This is a genomic window from Frigoribacterium sp. VKM Ac-2530 (assembly GCF_015350835.1).
Lineage (GTDB): Bacteria > Actinomycetota > Actinomycetes > Actinomycetales > Microbacteriaceae > Frigoribacterium.
This window is the reverse complement of sequence record NZ_JADKSE010000002.1, coordinates 821,243-837,909: the sequence shown is the minus strand read 5'-3', so window position 1 is coordinate 837,909 and position 16,667 is coordinate 821,243. Positions and strand designations below refer to the sequence as shown.

General features: G+C 68.0%; 27 protein-coding genes. All 27 read left to right on the top strand.

The genetic code is table 11. The annotated features are described in order from the left end of the window. The first annotated feature begins 20 nt into the window (after positions 1 to 20). Positions 21 to 1,214: an elongation factor Tu gene (gene tuf / locus ITJ48_RS12895; RefSeq protein ID WP_123355166.1), complete on the top strand. Its 1,194-nt coding sequence runs from the start codon at positions 21 to 23 to the stop codon at positions 1,212 to 1,214. A gap of 172 nt (positions 1,215 to 1,386) precedes the next feature. Then, the gene (locus ITJ48_RS12890) at positions 1,387 to 1,599 is read left to right on the top strand and encodes an Rv0909 family putative TA system antitoxin (protein ID WP_192040728.1); all 213 of its coding nucleotides are present in this window, start codon (positions 1,387 to 1,389) and stop codon (positions 1,597 to 1,599) included. A 93-nt stretch (positions 1,600 to 1,692) separates the two neighbouring features. Next, a complete protein-coding gene (locus tag ITJ48_RS12885; RefSeq protein WP_194613951.1) occupies positions 1,693 to 2,667 on the top strand; it encodes a DNA topoisomerase IB in 975 nt (324 codons plus the stop codon). Positions 2,668 to 2,782: 115 nt separating this feature from the next. Then, positions 2,783 to 3,613: a DarT ssDNA thymidine ADP-ribosyltransferase family protein gene (locus ITJ48_RS12880; protein ID WP_194613950.1), complete on the top strand. Its 831-nt coding sequence runs from the start codon at positions 2,783 to 2,785 to the stop codon at positions 3,611 to 3,613. A 451-nt stretch (positions 3,614 to 4,064) separates the two neighbouring features. Continuing rightward, complete coding sequence (gene rpsJ, locus ITJ48_RS12875) at positions 4,065 to 4,373, top strand: 30S ribosomal protein S10 (RefSeq protein WP_043593369.1); 309 nt, start codon at positions 4,065 to 4,067, stop codon at positions 4,371 to 4,373. A gap of 17 nt (positions 4,374 to 4,390) precedes the next feature. Then, complete coding sequence (gene rplC / locus ITJ48_RS12870; protein ID WP_194614473.1) at positions 4,391 to 5,041, top strand: 50S ribosomal protein L3; 651 nt, start codon at positions 4,391 to 4,393, stop codon at positions 5,039 to 5,041. A gap of 3 nt (positions 5,042 to 5,044) precedes the next feature. After that, the gene (rplD, locus tag ITJ48_RS12865; RefSeq protein ID WP_123547686.1) at positions 5,045 to 5,707 is read left to right on the top strand and encodes a 50S ribosomal protein L4; all 663 of its coding nucleotides are present in this window, start codon (positions 5,045 to 5,047) and stop codon (positions 5,705 to 5,707) included. Beyond that, entirely contained in the window at positions 5,704 to 6,003 is a 300-nt protein-coding gene (rplW, locus tag ITJ48_RS12860; protein WP_123547687.1) for a 50S ribosomal protein L23, read from the top strand. The genes rplD and rplW overlap by 4 nt, the downstream gene beginning before the upstream one ends. A 19-nt stretch (positions 6,004 to 6,022) precedes the next feature. Beyond that, positions 6,023 to 6,862 carry a 50S ribosomal protein L2 gene (gene rplB / locus ITJ48_RS12855; RefSeq protein WP_123547688.1) on the top strand — a complete coding sequence of 280 codons (840 nt, stop codon included), beginning with the start codon at positions 6,023 to 6,025 and terminating at the stop codon, positions 6,860 to 6,862. Between the two features lie 12 nt (positions 6,863 to 6,874). After that, positions 6,875 to 7,156: a 30S ribosomal protein S19 gene (rpsS, locus tag ITJ48_RS12850; protein WP_123547689.1), complete on the top strand. Its 282-nt coding sequence runs from the start codon at positions 6,875 to 6,877 to the stop codon at positions 7,154 to 7,156. Positions 7,157 to 7,180: 24 nt separating this feature from the next. Next, entirely contained in the window at positions 7,181 to 7,573 is a 393-nt protein-coding gene (gene rplV, locus ITJ48_RS12845) for a 50S ribosomal protein L22 (protein WP_123547690.1), read from the top strand. Next, the gene (rpsC, locus tag ITJ48_RS12840; RefSeq protein ID WP_123547691.1) at positions 7,573 to 8,352 is read left to right on the top strand and encodes a 30S ribosomal protein S3; all 780 of its coding nucleotides are present in this window, start codon (positions 7,573 to 7,575) and stop codon (positions 8,350 to 8,352) included. The genes rplV and rpsC overlap by 1 nt, the downstream gene beginning before the upstream one ends. Positions 8,353 to 8,354: 2 nt before the next feature. After that, complete coding sequence (gene rplP, locus ITJ48_RS12835) at positions 8,355 to 8,774, top strand: 50S ribosomal protein L16 (protein WP_043593355.1); 420 nt, start codon at positions 8,355 to 8,357, stop codon at positions 8,772 to 8,774. Next, positions 8,774 to 9,106: a 50S ribosomal protein L29 gene (rpmC, locus tag ITJ48_RS12830; protein WP_123547692.1), complete on the top strand. Its 333-nt coding sequence runs from the start codon at positions 8,774 to 8,776 to the stop codon at positions 9,104 to 9,106. The genes rplP and rpmC overlap by 1 nt, the downstream gene beginning before the upstream one ends. Then, positions 9,106 to 9,402: a 30S ribosomal protein S17 gene (gene rpsQ / locus ITJ48_RS12825; RefSeq protein ID WP_194613949.1), complete on the top strand. Its 297-nt coding sequence runs from the start codon at positions 9,106 to 9,108 to the stop codon at positions 9,400 to 9,402. Before rpmC ends, rpsQ begins: the two co-directional genes overlap by 1 nt. 34 nt (positions 9,403 to 9,436) lie before the next feature. Then, positions 9,437 to 9,805 carry a 50S ribosomal protein L14 gene (gene rplN / locus ITJ48_RS12820; RefSeq protein WP_043593350.1) on the top strand — a complete coding sequence of 123 codons (369 nt, stop codon included), beginning with the start codon at positions 9,437 to 9,439 and terminating at the stop codon, positions 9,803 to 9,805. A gap of 3 nt (positions 9,806 to 9,808) precedes the next feature. After that, positions 9,809 to 10,168, top strand: a complete 360-nt coding sequence (gene rplX, locus ITJ48_RS12815) for a 50S ribosomal protein L24 (RefSeq protein ID WP_123547694.1) — start codon at positions 9,809 to 9,811, stop codon at positions 10,166 to 10,168. Beyond that, on the top strand, positions 10,168 to 10,755 hold the full coding sequence (rplE, locus tag ITJ48_RS12810; RefSeq protein ID WP_123547695.1) for a 50S ribosomal protein L5: 588 nt from the start codon (positions 10,168 to 10,170) through the stop codon (positions 10,753 to 10,755). The genes rplX and rplE overlap by 1 nt, the downstream gene beginning before the upstream one ends. A 141-nt stretch (positions 10,756 to 10,896) precedes the next feature. Continuing rightward, positions 10,897 to 11,295 carry a 30S ribosomal protein S8 gene (rpsH, locus tag ITJ48_RS12805; protein WP_123547696.1) on the top strand — a complete coding sequence of 133 codons (399 nt, stop codon included), beginning with the start codon at positions 10,897 to 10,899 and terminating at the stop codon, positions 11,293 to 11,295. A gap of 6 nt (positions 11,296 to 11,301) precedes the next feature. After that, complete coding sequence (gene rplF / locus ITJ48_RS12800; RefSeq protein WP_123547697.1) at positions 11,302 to 11,838, top strand: 50S ribosomal protein L6; 537 nt, start codon at positions 11,302 to 11,304, stop codon at positions 11,836 to 11,838. Between the two features lie 2 nt (positions 11,839 to 11,840). Then, entirely contained in the window at positions 11,841 to 12,212 is a 372-nt protein-coding gene (gene rplR / locus ITJ48_RS12795) for a 50S ribosomal protein L18 (RefSeq protein WP_123355181.1), read from the top strand. Beyond that, positions 12,209 to 12,964 (top strand): 30S ribosomal protein S5, encoded by a 756-nt coding sequence (rpsE, locus tag ITJ48_RS12790; RefSeq protein WP_123547698.1) that lies wholly within the window; start codon positions 12,209 to 12,211, stop codon positions 12,962 to 12,964. The genes rplR and rpsE overlap by 4 nt, the downstream gene beginning before the upstream one ends. Next, entirely contained in the window at positions 12,964 to 13,149 is a 186-nt protein-coding gene (gene rpmD / locus ITJ48_RS12785; RefSeq protein WP_123547699.1) for a 50S ribosomal protein L30, read from the top strand. The genes rpsE and rpmD overlap by 1 nt, the downstream gene beginning before the upstream one ends. After that, positions 13,149 to 13,775, top strand: a complete 627-nt coding sequence (gene rplO / locus ITJ48_RS12780) for a 50S ribosomal protein L15 (protein ID WP_123547700.1) — start codon at positions 13,149 to 13,151, stop codon at positions 13,773 to 13,775. The genes rpmD and rplO overlap by 1 nt, the downstream gene beginning before the upstream one ends. A 69-nt stretch (positions 13,776 to 13,844) precedes the next feature. Continuing rightward, the gene (secY, locus tag ITJ48_RS12775; protein ID WP_123547701.1) at positions 13,845 to 15,167 is read left to right on the top strand and encodes a preprotein translocase subunit SecY; all 1,323 of its coding nucleotides are present in this window, start codon (positions 13,845 to 13,847) and stop codon (positions 15,165 to 15,167) included. After that, a complete protein-coding gene (locus ITJ48_RS12770; RefSeq protein ID WP_192040731.1) occupies positions 15,164 to 15,784 on the top strand; it encodes an adenylate kinase in 621 nt (206 codons plus the stop codon). The genes secY and ITJ48_RS12770 overlap by 4 nt, the downstream gene beginning before the upstream one ends. Positions 15,785 to 15,789: 5 nt before the next feature. Beyond that, complete coding sequence (map, locus tag ITJ48_RS12765) at positions 15,790 to 16,623, top strand: type I methionyl aminopeptidase (protein ID WP_194613948.1); 834 nt, start codon at positions 15,790 to 15,792, stop codon at positions 16,621 to 16,623. The last annotated feature ends 44 nt before the right edge of the window (positions 16,624 to 16,667 follow it).

Sequence of the window (16,667 nt, the reverse complement as noted above, 5' to 3'; positions counted from 1 at the left end):
AGTCCTGAGGAGGACCCACAGTGGCTAAGGCCAAGTTCGAGCGGACCAAGCCGCACGTCAACATCGGAACCATCGGTCACGTCGACCACGGCAAGACCACGCTCACCGCGGCGATCACCAAGGTCCTGCACGACAAGTACCCGACCCTCAACGAGGCGTCGGCCTTCGACCAGATCGACAACGCGCCCGAAGAGAAGCAGCGCGGCATCACGATCAACATCTCGCACGTCGAGTACCAGACGGAGAAGCGTCACTACGCTCACGTCGACGCTCCCGGTCACGCCGACTACATCAAGAACATGATCACCGGCGCGGCTCAGATGGACGGTGCGATCCTCGTGGTCGCCGCCACCGACGGCCCGATGCCCCAGACGCGTGAGCACGTCCTGCTCGCCCGCCAGGTCGGCGTGCCCTACATCGTCGTGGCCCTCAACAAGTCCGACATGGTCGACGACGAGGAGATCCTCGAGCTCGTCGAGATCGAGGTGCGCGAGCTCCTCTCCAGCCAGGACTTCGACGGCGACAACGCCCCCGTCGTGCAGGTCTCCGCTCTCAAGGCCCTCGAGGGCGACGAGAAGTGGGCCGCCACGGTCGCCGACCTGATGGACCAGGTCGACGAGAACGTCCCCGAGCCCGTCCGTGCCACGGACCAGCCCTTCCTCATGCCCGTCGAGGACGTCTTCACGATCACCGGTCGTGGAACCGTCATCACCGGTCGTGTCGAGCGCGGCATCCTGAAGCCGAACGACGAGGTCGAGATCGTCGGCATCAAGGAGAAGTCGTCCAAGACGACCGTCACCGCCATCGAGATGTTCCGCAAGACCCTCGACGACGCGCGCGCCGGTGAGAACGTCGGACTCCTCCTCCGCGGCACCAAGCGCGAGGACGTCGAGCGCGGCCAGGTCGTGGTCAAGCCCGGCTCGATCACGCCCCACACCGAGTTCGAGGCGAACGTCTACATCCTCTCGAAGGACGAGGGCGGCCGTCACAACCCGTTCTACGCGAACTACCGCCCGCAGTTCTACTTCCGCACCACCGACGTCACGGGTGTCATCACGCTGCCCGAGGGCACCGAGATGGTCATGCCCGGCGACACGACTGAGATCACCGTCCAGCTGATCCAGCCCATCGCCATGGAAGAGGGCCTGCGCTTCGCCATCCGCGAGGGTGGCCGCACGGTCGGCGCCGGCACGGTCGTCAAGATCGTCAAGTAGCACCAGCCGCACCAGCACCACCTGAACACCCGAGAGGGGTCGGGCCCGAGAGGGTCCGGCCCCTCTCGTCGTGCACCGGGGCACGGAGCGGGGGCACGAAGGGGGTGCGCCGATGGCTCTTTCGCGGCAGAGTGGTCGCGAGCCGGAGATGCCGGCCCAGAGGAGGCGCACCATGGCAGGCTTCGACGACATCACCAAGAAGGCCCAGGAGTTCCTGAAGGACGGCAAGGTCCAGGACGCCCTGAAGAGCGAGAAGGCCGAGGGCGTCAGCGACACCATCCTCGACGCCGTCGCCGGCGCCGCCGACAAGGCCACCGGGGGCAAGTACAGCGACAAGATCGCCCAGGCCAAGGAGCAGGCCGACAAGAAGATCGGCGACCAGTAGTCCCGGTCCTCCCGACGCCCCGTCCTCCCCAGGGCGGGGCGTCTCCTGTGTCGCGGCCGACCACGCGGCCTGCCTCGGTGGTTCGATCGACTGATGCCGCGCCTCCGCAGGACGAACTCGAGCTCCCCGGGCCTCACGCGCGTCCGGAGCGGGGCGGGCTTCACCTACCGCGACGCGGACGGCGCCACCGTCACCGACCCCGAGCTCCGTGAGCGGTGCGAGCACCTGGGCATCCCGCCGGCGTGGACGGACGTCTGGATCGCCCCCTACGCGAACGGGCACATCCAGGCGACGGGCGTCGACGGTGCCGGGCGGCGCCAGTACATCTACCACCCGACCTGGCGGGAGCAGAAGGACCGCCTCAAGTTCGACCGCGCCCTCGCCCTGGCCGAGTCGCTCCCCGCGGCGCGACGTCTCGTGACCCGTGACCTGCGCCTCGACGAGCCGGTGCGCGACCGCGCCCTCGCGGCGGCCTTCCGCATGCTCGACACCGGCTCCCTGCGGGTCGGGTCAGAGCGGTACGCGGAGCAGCACGGCAGCCACGGCCTCAGCACCTTGCTGTGCGCGCACGCGAAGGTGTCGGGCGACGTCGTCTCGCTCGCCTTCCCCGGCAAGAGCGGCCAGGACTGGGACTCCGAGATCCGAGACCCCGACCTCGCGATGGTCGTGCGCAGCTGCAAGCAGCGCGGCGGACGGGCTCGCCTGCTCGCCTGGCGTCCCGAGGCAGGCTCTCCCTGGCGACCGCTGCACGCCTCCGAGATCAACGAGTACGTGAAGCTCCGCGCGGGGGACGACTTCACGGCCAAGGACTTCCGCACCCTGCACGGCACCGTGGCCGCCGCGGTCAGCCTCGCGAGGACGGGCCCACAGGCTGGGGCCGGCAAGCGGAAGTCGGCGGTGGCGCAGGCCATGCGCGACGCGGCCGACGTGCTCGGCAACACCCCGTCCGTGGCGCGTTCCTCGTACGTCGACCCCCGCCTCGTCGACGCTTACCTGCACGGCGAGACCATCGACCCCGGCCGCCTGGGGTCGGCGGAGACCGAGGTGCGGTCGCTGCTCTTCCGCTGACGCGGGGACGAGGAGGTGCTCGGCCGTCCCACGGACGGTCGCGAGCGGGTGGCCCCATGACGTACCGTAGAGGGTTGCGTCCGTTCGAGTCGGGCGCTCGAGAGGACCAACTGCAGTGACTGACGAGTGCATCCACGGTTTCGAGCGAGAGCTGTGCGACATCTGCGCACCGCGCAAGCGGGAGCCCCTGCTCGACGCTGACGGGCAGGCACGGACGCTGGTCACCAAGCGCCGCGCGCCGTCGCGCAAGCCCGAGTCGCTGCGCAGCACGCCGGCCCTCGCCCGGGACTCCGCCGCCGTGGCGGTCGCTGCGCAGTCCGCCGCTCGCGTCGCGCCCGCGTTCGAGGCGCAACGCGTCTACCACTGGACCCACGTGAGCAACCTGCTGGCCGTGTTCGCCGCGGGCGAGCTCGTCCCCGCCGCCGAGGCGGCCCCCGTCCTCGACGTGAGCTCCGAGGCGACACGCGCCCTCCGCGCCGGCGTGACGACCGCCTCCGGCGCCGCCGTCGCCGCGCACGTGCCCTTCTCCCTCTCGCCGCACGCCTCCGCGTGGGAGGTCCTCCGCTCGGGCGCCGAGGGCTACGAGTGGTCCGACGCCGCCCGCAGCGCGAAGGCGACCGACTTCGTCATGCTCGTCGTGCCCGTGACCGCGCTGGAGGACGACTTCGTCGTCACCGAGCGCGACGCCGCCGTGCAGGGGGTCCGCTCGGCTGCCGGCGTCGACGCCGCCTCCTCGATGGTGCGCCGCTTCTCGCTCGCCGACCCCGACCTGCTCGAGCCCGAGGTGCTCGTCCCGCACGCCGTCCCGCTCGACTCCGTGATGCTGATCGGCGTGCCGAACGACAAGATGCGCGACCGGGTCAAGCAGCTGCTGCTCGAGGCCGGGGGCGCGGCCCCTCGCGTGGCGGTCTACCCGCCGTGGTTCCGCCCCGCCGAGACGGCCTGACGACGGCCTGAGGAAGGCCCGAGGGGGCCCGTCCGGCCCCCTCGACGGCGCGGCCGACATCCGCGACACGCCCGGGTTGCAGCTTGTGCCCAGGTGTGGCAAAATCGTCTAGTTCAACATTCCGAGCTCGCCGTGTGCGAGTGCCGGATCACTGCCAGGCAGTGCACAGACGCGAGACGTCTGGGCCGCGGGTAGCAGGACACATCTCACACAGGAACACCGCCAGGGCCGAGCTCTGCGCGACGGTGGACACGATGATGACCTCCCCGAGGTCCTCTCGCGCGGAACCCGTCGGGCGGCCGCCCGCATCGTTCCCGAGATGGCTTGACACCAGAACAGCGGTACGCGAGGGCGACAGCCCTCGGAGATCGTGTAGAGCCAGATGTTCGCCCAGCGAACAGCGTCAGGCGGCCCCCGAGGTGCGCGACGTCCGAACGAGAGAGAGTCACACATGGCGGGACAGAAGATCCGCATCCGGCTGAAGTCGTACGACCACGAGGTCATCGACACCTCCGCGCGAAAGATCGTCGACACGGTCACCCGCGCGGGCGCCACGGTGGTCGGCCCCGTGCCGCTGCCGACCGAGAAGAACGTGGTCGTCGTGATCCGTTCGCCCCACAAGTACAAGGACTCGCGCGAGCACTTCGAGAAGCGCACGCACAAGCGCCTCATCGACATCGTCGACCCGACGCCGAAGGCAGTCGACTCGCTCATGCGCCTCGACCTCCCGGCCGACGTCAACATCGAGATCAAGCTCTAGGGGAGGCGACCATGACCATCAGCAGCACCAAGAACGTCAAGGGCCTCCTGGGCAAGAAGCTCGGCATGACCCAGGTCTGGGACGAGAACAACAAGCTCGTCCCCGTCACCGTCGTGGAGATCGCTCCCAACGTCGTGACCCAGATCCGCTCGCTCGAGAAGGACGGCTACAGCGCCGTCCAGATCGCCGCCGGCCCCATCGACCCCCGCAAGTCGAACAAGCCCGCCACGGGCCACTTCGACGCCGCGGGCGTCACGCCCCGCCGCCACCTCACCGAGGTCCGCACCGCCGACGCCGCCGAGTACGCACTCGGCCAGGAGCTCACGGCCGCGACCTTCGAGGCCGGCCAGAAGGTCGACGTCGTCGGCACCTCCAAGGGCAAGGGCTTCGCCGGTGTCATGAAGCGTCACAACTTCAAGGGCGTCGGCGCCTCGCACGGTGCGCACCGCAACCACCGCAAGCCCGGCTCGATCGGTGCTTCGTCGACCCCCAGCCGTGTCTTCAAGGGCATGCGCATGGCCGGTCGCATGGGCGGGGACCGCGTCACCATCCTCAACCTCACGGTGCACGCCGTCGACGCCGAGAAGGGTCTGCTGCTCGTCAAGGGCGCCGTCCCCGGCGCTCGTGGCCGCATCGTCTTCGTCCGCACCGCCGTGAAGGGGAAGTAGCTCATGGCCACCATCAACGCAACGGCCACCTCGGTGGACGTCCTCGACGCCAAGGGCGTGAAGACCAGCACGGTCGAGCTGCCCGGCGAGATCTTCGACGTCGTCACGAACGTGCCGCTCATCCACCAGGTCGTCGTCGCCCAGCAGGCCGCCGCTCGCCAGGGCACGCACAAGACCAAGCGTCGCGGCGAGGTCTCCGGCGCCGGCCGCAAGCCGTTCAAGCAGAAGGGCACCGGCCGCGCTCGTCAGGGCTCGATCCGTGCTCCCCAGATGACCGGCGGTGGCATCGTCCACGGTCCGCAGCCGCGTGACTACTCGCAGCGCACCCCCAAGAAGATGATCGCCGCCGCTCTGCTCGGCGCTCTGTCCGACCGTGCCCGCGGTGCTCGCGTGCACGTCGTCGAGAGCTTCGTCGCCGACACGGTGTCGACCAAGGTCGCACTCGAGCTGCTGTCGACGATCTCGTCGAGCAAGCACGTCCTGGTCGTCATCGACCGCGACGACGCGCTCACCCGCAAGAGCGTCAACAACGTGCCCACGGTCCACGTGATCACGTTCGACCAGCTCAACGCCTACGACGTCCTCGTCAGCGACGACATCGTCTTCACGAAGAGCGCCTTCGACGGCTTCGTCGCCTCGAAGAGCAAGAAGGAGGCCACCGCATGAGCGGCTACGGCAAGGACCCCCGCGACGTCATCATCGCGCCCGTCGTCTCCGAGAAGAGCTACTCCCTGATCGACCAGGGCAAGTACACCTTCATCGTCGACCCGCGGTCGAACAAGACCGAGATCAAGCTCGCGATCGAGAAGATCTTCGACGTCAAGGTCGACAGCATCAACACGTTGAACCGCGTCGGCAAGACCCGTCGCACCCGCTTCGGCACCGGCAAGCGCAAGGACACCAAGCGCGCCATCGTGACGCTCAAGTCGGGCTCCATCGACATCTTCACGGCTGTCGGCTAGGGCCCGGAGGGAAAACAAAATGGCTATTCGTAAGTACAAGCCCACGACTCCTGGTCGTCGCGGTTCGTCGGTCGCCGACTTCGCGGAGATCACGCGTTCCACCCCCGAGAAGTCGCTGCTCCGTCCGCTCTCCAAGAGCGGTGGGCGCAACAACGCCGGTCGGATCACGACGCGTCACATCGGTGGTGGCCACAAGCGCCAGTACCGCGTGATCGACTTCCGTCGCAACGACAAGGACGGCGTCAACGCCAAGGTCGCTCACATCGAGTACGACCCCAACCGCACGGCGCGCATCGCGCTCCTGCACTTCGTCGACGGCTCGAAGCGCTACATCATCGCTCCGAACAAGCTGTCGCAGGGCGACATCGTCGAGTCGGGTCCCGGCGCCGACATCAAGCCCGGCAACAACCTGCCGCTCAAGAACATCCCGGTCGGAACCATCATCCACGCGATCGAGCTCAAGCCCGGCGGCGGCGCGAAGATGGCCCGCTCGGCTGGTGCCTCGGTGCGCCTCGTCGCCAAGGACGGCCCCTACGCGCAGCTCCGCCTGCCGTCGGGCGAGGTCCGCAACGTCGACGCACGCTGCCGCGCCACCATCGGCGAGGTCGGCAACGCCGAGCAGTCGAACATCAACTGGGGCAAGGCCGGCCGCATGCGCTGGAAGGGCGTCCGCCCGACCGTCCGTGGTGTCGCCATGAACCCCGTCGACCACCCGCACGGTGGTGGTGAGGGCAAGACCTCCGGTGGACGCCACCCGGTCAGCCCGTGGGGCCAGAAAGAGGGCCGCACGCGCCACCCCAACAAGGAGAGCGACAAGCTCATCGTCCGCCGTCGTAACGCTGGCAAGAAGCGTAAGTAGGAGTTGTAGAAGATGCCACGCAGTCTTAAGAAGGGCCCCTTCGTCGATGACCACCTGCTTCGCAAGGTCGTCACGCAGAACGAGGCCAACACCAAGAACGTCATCAAGACCTGGTCGCGCCGTTCGATGATCGTCCCCAACATGCTGGGACACACCATCGCCGTGCACGACGGGCGCAAGCACATCCCCGTGTTCGTGACCGAGAGCATGATCGGCCACAAGCTCGGCGAGTTCGCGCCCACCCGCACCTTCCGCGGCCACGTGAAGGACGACAAGAAGGGTCGTCGCCGCTAACGCGGCGACGTAAGGAGGAGAGAAATGGTGGAGTCGATCGCACGCGTGCGTCACATCCGCGTCACCCCCATGAAGGCCCGTCGCGTCGTCAACCTGATCCGCGGCAAGCAGGCCCTCGAGGCCCTGGCCATCCTGAAGTTCGCGCCCCAGGGCGCCAGCGAGCCCGTCTACAAGCTCGTCGCGTCGGCCATGGCCAACGCACGCGTCAAGGCGGACAAGGACAACAGCTACCTGGACGAGCAGGACCTCTACGTGAGCCGTGCATTCGTCGACCAGGGCGCGACCCTCAAGCGGTTCCAGCCGCGTGCCCAGGGGCGTGCCTTCCAGATCCTGAAGCGCACCAGCCACATCACGATCGTCCTCGCGACGCCGGATGAGGTCGAGGCTGCCGCTGCTACGAAGAAGGCGAGCAAGTAATGGGCCAGAAAGTCAACCCGTACGGCTTCCGTCTGGGCATCACCACCGACCACGTGTCGCGGTGGTTCACCGACAGCACCAAGGCCGGTCAGCGCTACAGCGACTACGTCGCCGAGGACATCAAGATCCGCACGCTGCTCAAGACCTCGCTCGACCGCGCCGGCGTGGCCAAGATCGAGATCGAGCGCACCCGTGACCGCGTCCGCGTCGACATCCACACGGCCCGTCCGGGCATCGTGATCGGGCGTCGCGGCGCCGAGGCCGAGCGCATCCGCGGCGACCTCGAGAAGCTCACGAGCAAGCAGATCCAGCTGAACATCCTCGAGGTCAAGAACCCCGAGGCCGAGGCTCAGCTCGTCGCGCAGGGCATCGCCGAGCAGCTCGCTGCTCGCGTGGCGTTCCGTCGTGCGATGCGCAAGGGCCTCCAGGGCGCCCAGCGCGCCGGCGCCAAGGGCGTCCGGATCCAGGTCTCGGGTCGCCTCGGCGGCGCCGAGATGAGCCGCTCGGAGTTCTACCGCGAGGGCCGCGTGCCCCTGCACACCCTCCGCGCCAACATCGACTACGGCTTCTACGAGGCCAAGACCACCTTCGGTCGCATCGGTGTCAAGGTCTGGATCTACAAGGGCGACATCACCAACAAGGAGCTCGCGCGCGAGCAGGCGAACCAGAAGTCGTCTCGCCCCGAGCGCCGCAACGACCGTGACGGTGCACGTCGCGGGGGCAGCGACCGCGCCCCCCGCGAGCAGAAGGCACCCGCCACCACAGGAGCTGAGGCGTAACCATGCTTATCCCCCGTCGTGTCAAGCACCGCAAGCAGCACCACCCCGGCCGTAGCGGCCAGGCCACTGGTGGAACCAAGGTCAGCTTCGGTGAGTACGGCATCCAGGCACTCACGCCCGCCTACGTGACCAACCGTCAGATCGAGTCCGCTCGTATCGCCATGACGCGTCACATCAAGCGTGGCGGCAAGGTCTGGATCAACATCTACCCCGACCGTCCCCTCACGAAGAAGCCCGCCGAGACCCGCATGGGTTCCGGCAAGGGCTCGCCCGAGTGGTGGGTCGCCAACGTCAAGCCGGGTCGCGTGCTCTTCGAGCTCAGCGGCGTCAGCGAGGAGATCGCCAAGGAGGCGCTCACTCGTGCAATCCACAAGCTGCCCCTCAAGGCACGCATCATCAAGCGCGAGGAGGGCGACGCATAATGGCGATCGGTTCCAAGGAGCTCCGTCCTGTCGAGCTCGACACTTTCGAAGACGAGCGTCTCGTCGACGAGCTGAAGAAGGCCAAGGAAGAGCTGTTCAACCTGCGCTTCCAGTCGGCCACCGGCCAGCTCGAGAACCACGGCCGCGTGCGTGCCGTGAAGCGCGACATCGCTCGCATCTACACGGTCCTGCGTGAGCGCGAGCTCGGCATCCGTGCCACCCCCGCCCCGGTCGAGGCCGCCCCCAAGGCGACCAAGAAGTCGACCAAGAAGGCTGCCGCCGCCGACGAGGCGCCTGCCGCCGACACCGTCGAGACTGCCGAGGAGAAGTAATGGCCACCGAGAACAAGACCGAGGTCGACTCGGCAGCCGTCGAGGTCCGCGGCTACCGCAAGACCCGTCGCGGCTACGTGACCAGCGACAAGATGGACAAGACCATCATCGTCGAGGTCGAGGACCGCGTGAAGCACCCCCTGTACGGCAAGGTCATCCGCCGCACCTCCAAGGTGAAGGTCCACGACGAGGCCAACTCGGCCGGCGTCGGCGACCTCGTCGTGATCAGCGAGACCCGTCCGCTCAGCGCCACCAAGCGCTGGCGCCTGGTCGAGATCCTCGAGAGGGCGAAGTAGGCCTCGCGGTCTGCTCGCGTAGAAGGAGACAGAAGTGATTCAGCAGGAATCCCGCCTCAAGATCGCCGACAACACCGGCGCCAAGGAGATCCTCACCATCCGCGTGCTCGGTGGCTCCGGCCGTCGTTACGCCGGACTCGGTGACGTGATCGTGGCGACCGTCAAGGACGCGATCCCCGGCGGCAACGTCAAGAAGGGTGACGTCGTCAAGGCCGTCATCGTTCGCACCAAGAAGGAGGTCCGTCGTCCGGACGGCTCCTACATCAAGTTCGACGAGAACGCCGCAGTGATCCTGAAGGCCGATGGCGACCCCCGTGGCACGCGCATCTTCGGACCGGTCGGTCGCGAGCTTCGCGACAAGAAGTTCATGAAGATCATCTCGCTGGCGCCGGAGGTTATCTAAGTCATGGCAAACATCAAGAAGGGTGACCTCGTGCAGGTCATCACCGGGGCGACCCAGGCGCGCGGCGGCGACCGCGGCAAGCAGGGCAAGGTCCTCGAGGTCCTGGTCGAGCGCAACCGCGTCGTGGTCGAGGGCATCAACCTCGTCACGAAGCACGTGCGTGTCGGCCAGACGCAGCGCGGCACCAAGACCGGTGGCATCGAGACGCACGAGGCTCCCCTCCACGTGTCGAACGTCGCCATCGTCGACCCCAAGACCAAGAAGCCGACCCGCGTCGGCTTCCGCGAAGAGACGGTCACGAAGAACGGCGTCACCAAGACCGTCCGCGTCCGCTACGCCAAGGCGTCGGGAGAGAACCTCTGATGACTGACACCACCACGAGCACGCCGGCCGCGCTGCCCCGCCTCAAGGCGAAGTACCGCGCCGAGATCCTCCCGCAGCTGAAGAGCGACTTCGGGTTCACGAACGTCCACCAGGTCCCCGGCCTGGTCAAGATCGTCGTGAACACCGGTGTCGGCGAGGCAGCTCGCGACAGCAAGATCATGGACGGCGCCATCAAGGACCTGACCGCCATCACGGGTCAGAAGCCGCAGGTCACCAAGGCACGCAAGTCGATCGCGCAGTTCAAGCTGCGTGAGGGCCAGGCCATCGGCGCGCACGTCACGCTGCGCGGCGACCGTGCGTGGGAGTTCCTGGACCGTCTGCTGTCGCTGGCGCTGCCCCGCATCCGCGACTTCCGTGGTCTCAGCGACCGCCAGTTCGACGGCAACGGCAACTACACCTTCGGCCTCAACGAGCAGAGCATGTTCCACGAGATCGACCAGGACCGCATCGACCGTGTCCGTGGCTTCGACATCACCGTCGTCACCACGGCCCGGAACGACGACGAGGGCCGGGCTCTGCTCAAGGCTCTCGGCTTCCCGTTCCGCACGGCCGACCAGGCCAACTAAGATCGTCCGGTCGGCAACTCCTCACCGGAGTTGCCGACCGTTCCCCTGAGGTCACGGAGAATCGCTCCGTGACCGCCCGATCATCGAGGTCGGCACCCGGTGTACCGGATGTCGAAACCGGATGAGGAAGAGATCAACCGCATGACGATGACAGATCCGGTCGCAGACCTGCTGACCAGACTGCGCAACGCGAACTCGGCTCACCACGAGACCGTCTCGCTCCCCAGCAGCAAGCTCAAGTCCCACATCGCTGAGATCCTCAAGCGTGAGGGCTTCATCGAGTCGTGGAAGGTCGAGGACGCCCGCGTGGGCCAGACCCTCACCATCGACCTCAAGTACGGCCCCGACCGCCAGCGCTCCATCGTGGGCATCAAGCGCGTCTCGAAGCCCGGTCTCCGGGTGTACGCGAAGTCGACCGAGATCCCCCAGGTCTTCGGTGGCCTCGGCGTGGCGATCCTGTCCACCTCCTCCGGTCTGCTGACCGACCGTGAGGCCGAGAAGAAGGGCGTAGGCGGAGAAGTCCTCGCCTACGTGTGGTAACCCGCCATGTCTCGAATCGGAAGACTCCCCATCTCGATCCCTGCCGGGGTCGACGTGAAGATCGACGGCCAGGCCGTCTCGGTCAAGGGCCCGAAGGGCGAGCTCGCGCTCGTCGTCAAGAGCCCCATCGAAGCCAAGCTCGAAGAGGGCACCGTCGTCGTGACGCGTCCCGACGACGAGCGTGAGTCGCGTGCCCTGCACGGCCTGACCCGTACCCTCATCGCCAACCAGATCATCGGCGTGACCCAGGGCTACACCAAGGGCCTCGAGGTCGTCGGCACCGGTTACCGCGTGCAGGCGAAGGGCTCGAACGTCGAGTTCGCGCTCGGCTACTCGCACCCCATCACCGTCGAGCCGCCCGCGGGCATCAGCTTCACGGTCGAGGGCAACAACAAGCTCACGGTCGTCGGCATCGACAAGCAGGCCGTCGGCGAAGTCGCCGCCAACATCCGCAAGCTGCGCAAGCCCGAGCCCTACAAGGGCAAGGGTGTCCGCTACGCCGGCGAGGTCGTCCGCCGCAAGGCCGGAAAGTCAGGTAAGTAATCATGGGTCTCGGTACACGAGGAAAGTCCAAGTCGGCAGCCACCAAGCGCCGTCACACCCGCCTGCGCAAGAAGGTCGTGGGCACCGAAGAGCGCCCCCGTCTCGTCGTCACCCGCTCGGCCCGTCACGTCTTCGTGCAGGTCGTCGACGACAGCAAGGGCTTCACCGTCGCCAGCGCCTCGACCCTCGAGGCCGACATGCGCACGTTCGACGGTGACAAGACCGCGAAGTCCCGCAAGGTCGGCGCGCTCGTCGCCGAGCGTGCGAAGGCCGCGGGCATCGAGGCCGTCGTGTTCGATCGCGGCGGCAACAAGTACGCCGGACGCGTCGCGGCCATCGCCGAAGGCGCCCGAGAGGCTGGTTTGAACCTGTGAGCGACGCTACGAACACCACTCCCCCCGAGGCCCCGGCCGAGGCGACGACGGAGGCCGCCAAGGCTCCCGCCGAGGCCGTCGTCGAGCGCCCCGTCGAGACGGCTGCCGGCTCGGAGTCCAACAACCGCGAAGGCGGTCGCACCGACCGTCGCGGCGGTCAGGGCCGCGGAGACCGCAACGCCGGTGGCCGTGGCCGCGGCGACCGTGACGACAAGAGCCAGTTCCTGGAGCGCGTCGTCACCATCAACCGCGTGTCCAAGGTCGTCAAGGGCGGTCGTCGCTTCAGCTTCACGGCGCTCGTCGTCGTCGGTGACGGCAACGGACTCGTCGGCGTCGGCTACGGCAAGGCCCGCGAGGTCCCGACCGCCATCAGCAAGGGCGTCGAGGAGGCGAAGAAGAACTTCTTCCGCGTCCCCCGCATCGGCAACACCATCCCGCACCCCGTGCAGGGCGAGGCTGCTGCCGGCGTCGTGATGCTGCGTCCGGCCTCGGCCGGTACCGGTGTCATCGCCGGTGGTCCCGTCCGCGCCGTGCTCGAGTGCGCCGGCATCCACGACGTGCTCAGCAAGTCGCTCGGGTCGTCCAACACGATCAACATCGTGCACGCGACCGTCACGGCGCTGAAGCTCCTCGAGGAGCCTCGTGCCGTCGCGGCCCGTCGTGGCCTCGACATCGACCAGGTGATGCCGGCGTTCCTGCAGCGTGCAGAGGACGCAGCGCGCACCGCCGCGACCGAGAAGGCAGGTGCCTGATGGCCGCCAACCTCAAGGTGACCCAGATCAAGTCCGTAATCAGCGAGAAGCAGAACCAGCGTGACACGCTGCGGAGCCTGGGCCTCAAGCGGATCGGCCACTCGGTCGTTCGCGAGGACACCAAGCAGAACCGTGGCTACGTCAACGTGGTCGCTCACCTCGTGAAGGTCGAGGAGATTGACTAATGGCTGACGAGAAGAAGGAGCCGGCCGCGAAGGCCGCTCCCAAGAAGGCCGCCGCCCCCAAGGCGACGACCACCAAGGCTGCTGCCCCCAAGGCCGCCGCCAAGAAGCCGGCTGCCGACAAGGCCGCCGCGTCGACGGCGTCCAGCACGACGTCGGCCCCGGCCGGCTCGTCGGACGTCGCGCGTCCGCAGGTGCTCAAGGTGCACCACCTCCGCCCGGCTCCCGGTGCCAAGAAGGCGAAGACCCGCGTCGGACGTGGTGAGGGCTCGAAGGGCAAGACGGCCGGACGTGGCACCAAGGGCCAGAAGGCCCGGTACCAGGTCAAGGTCGGCTTCGAGGGTGGCCAGATGCCGCTGCACATGCGTACTCCGAAGCTGCGCGGGTTCAAGAACCCGTTCCGCGTCGAGTACCAGGTCGTGAACCTCGAGAAGCTCGGCGAGCTCTACCCCCAGGGAGGCGACGTCACCATCGTCGACCTGGTCGCCAAGGGCGCCGTCCGCAAGAACGAGAAGGTCAAGGTCCTGGGTCAGGGCGACCTCAGCGTCGCGCTGACCGTCGCGGTCGACAAGGTCTCCGGCTCTGCCGAAGAGAAGATCGTCGCCGCAGGCGGATCCGTCACCAAGTAATGCCCTGAGGGGGTGGTCCGTCAGGGCCACCCCCTTCAGTCGTCTATCCTTCACACCGGGAGGCCCACCATGTTCAGAGCTGTCGCGCGCATCATGCGCACGCCCGACCTTCGCCGCAAGATCGGGTTCACGCTCGGCATCATCGCGCTCTTCCGGCTGGGGTCCTTCATCCCTGCTCCGTTCGTGGACTACCAGAACGTGCAGCTCTGCCTCGCCGGCAGCCAGGGCACGTCGGGCCTCTACGAGCTCGTGAACCTCTTCAGCGGCGGCGCACTGCTGCAGCTGTCCGTGTTCGCGCTGGGCATCATGCCCTACATCACGTCGTCGATCATCGTGCAGCTGCTGCGCGTGGTCATCCCGCACTTCGACACCCTCTACAAGGAGGGCCAGTCCGGCCAGGCCAAGCTGACCCAGTACACGCGGTACCTCACCATCGCTCTGGGCATCCTGCAGTCGACCACCCTCATCACCGTCGCCCGCTCCGGCACGCTCTTCGCGGGCTCCGGCGCCGCGGAGTGCCAGCAGCTCATCACGAACGACGCCTGGTACGCCGTGCTCCTCATGGTCATCACCATGACCGCCGGCACCGGCCTCATCATGTGGATGGGCGAGCTCATCACCGAGCGCGGCATCGGCAACGGCATGTCGCTCCTCATCTTCACGTCGATCGCGGCCCGCTTCCCCACGGCCCTCTGGAGCATCGCCCAGGCCCGCGGCTTCGAGATCTTCCTCATGGTCATCGCGGTCGGACTGGTCATCATGGCCGCCGTCGTGTTCGTCGAGCAGTCGCAGCGGCGAGTGCCCGTCCAGTACGCCAAGCGCATGGTCGGCAGGCGGACGTACGGGGGCAACAACACGTACATCCCGATCAAGGTCAACATGGCCGGCGTCGTGCCCGTCATCTTCGCCTCGTCGCTGCTGTACCTGCCTGCCCTCGTCGCCCAGTTCAACCGGCCCACCGACGGCACCGCTCCGGCGGCGTGGGTCTCGTGGGTCGAGGCGAACCTCACCTCGGGCGACAACCCGCTCTACATGGCCGTGTACTTCGCGCTCATCGTCGGGTTCACCTACTTCTACGTCGCGATCACCTTCAACCCCGAAGAGGTCGCCGACAACATGAAGAAGTACGGCGGCTTCATCCCCGGCATCCGGGCGGGTCGTCCGACGGCCGAGTACCTCGACTACGTCCTGACGCGGGTCACCCTGCCCGGCTCGCTGTACCTCGGCATCGTGGCGCTCATCCCGCTGATCGCCCTCGCCACCGTCGGCGCGAACCAGAACTTCCCCTTCGGCGGCGCGAGCATCCTGATCATCGTCGGCGTCGGCCTCGAGACGGTCAAGCAGATCGACTCGCAGCTCCAGCAGCGGCACTACGAGGGGCTCCTCCGATGACCGGTGCACAGTCCGTTCCGGCACCCCGCCTCCTGATCGTCGGTCCGCCCGGCGCGGGCAAGGGCACGCAGGCGGTGCGCATCGCCGAGTCGTTCGGCATCCCCGCGATCTCGACGGGCGACATCTTCCGGGCCAACGTCGCAGGCGAGACCGACCTCGGCCTCAAGGTCAAGGCGATCCTCGACGCCGGCGACTACGTCCCGGACAGCCTGACCAACGAGCTCATCAGCGACCGCCTGACGGAGGCGGACGCCGAGCAGGGGTTCCTGCTCGATGGCTACCCGCGCACCGTGCAGCAGGTCGAGTTCCTCGACGAGTTCCTCGCCGGTCGCGGCGAGGCCCTCGCGGCCGTCGTGCAGCTCGTCGCCGACCGCGACGAGATCGTCGAGCGCCTGCGCCGACGCGCCCTCGACCAGGGGCGCTCCGACGACACGGAGGAGGCGATCCGCCACCGGCAGGACGTCTACCTCCGCGAGACCGCTCCCCTGATCGAGACGTACCGCGACCGCGGCCTGCTCGTCGAGGTCGACGGCCTCGGCACCATCGACGAAGTAGCCTCGCGCATCGACGACGCTCTCGTGGGCGCCGGCTTCCGGCCCACCGCCTCCGCGTCCTGACCGACGTGGCGTTCCGCAAGCCCGGGATCTACAAGACCCCCGACGAGCTCCGGCTCATGGTGCGCCCTGGCGTCCTGACTGCGGAAGCGCTGGACGCCGTCGCTGCCGTCATCCGACCCGGGGTCACCACCGGTGAGCTCGACGCCGTGGCAGAGCGCGCGATCCGCGGGGGCGGCGGCGTGCCCAACTTCATGCTCGTGCCGGGCTACCGGCACACGATCTGCGCCTCCGTGAACGACGAGGTCGTCCACGGCATCCCCGGCGACCGCGTCCTCCAGGCAGGTGACATCGTCTCCGTCGACTGCGGCGCCGAGGTCGACGGCTGGAACGGCGACAGTGCCCGCACGTTCGTCCTCGACGATCCGTCGCGCCCCGAGCTCGTGGCCGAGCGGCGGCTCCTCGCCGAGGTCACCGAGGAGGCGCTCTGGCGCGGCATCGCGGCGCTGGCCGCGGCGCGCCACCTCAACGAGGTCGGCGACGCCGTCGAGGACCACGTGGAGTCCCGCGGCGACTTCGGCATCGTCGAGGACTACACGGGCCACGGCATCGGTCGGTCGATGCACGAGGAGCCGCCCGTCTTCAACTACCGGATCAAGGGCCGCGGCCCGGCGGTGCGGCCCGGCCTCGTCGTCGCCATCGAGCCCATGGTCACGGGCGGAGGCGGCGACACGGTCACCCAGGACGACGACTGGACCGTGTCCACGGTCGACGGCTCGGACGCGGCGCACTGGGAGCACTCGGTGGCTGTCCACGAAGGCGGCATCTGGGTCACGACGGCCCACGACGGGGGAGCGGCCGGCCTCGCCGCGCTCGGCGTGCGGCCCGTCCCCGTCGCCTGAGGGGTCGTCAGTCCGCCTCAGTCGACGAGGCGAGAAGGCTCGTC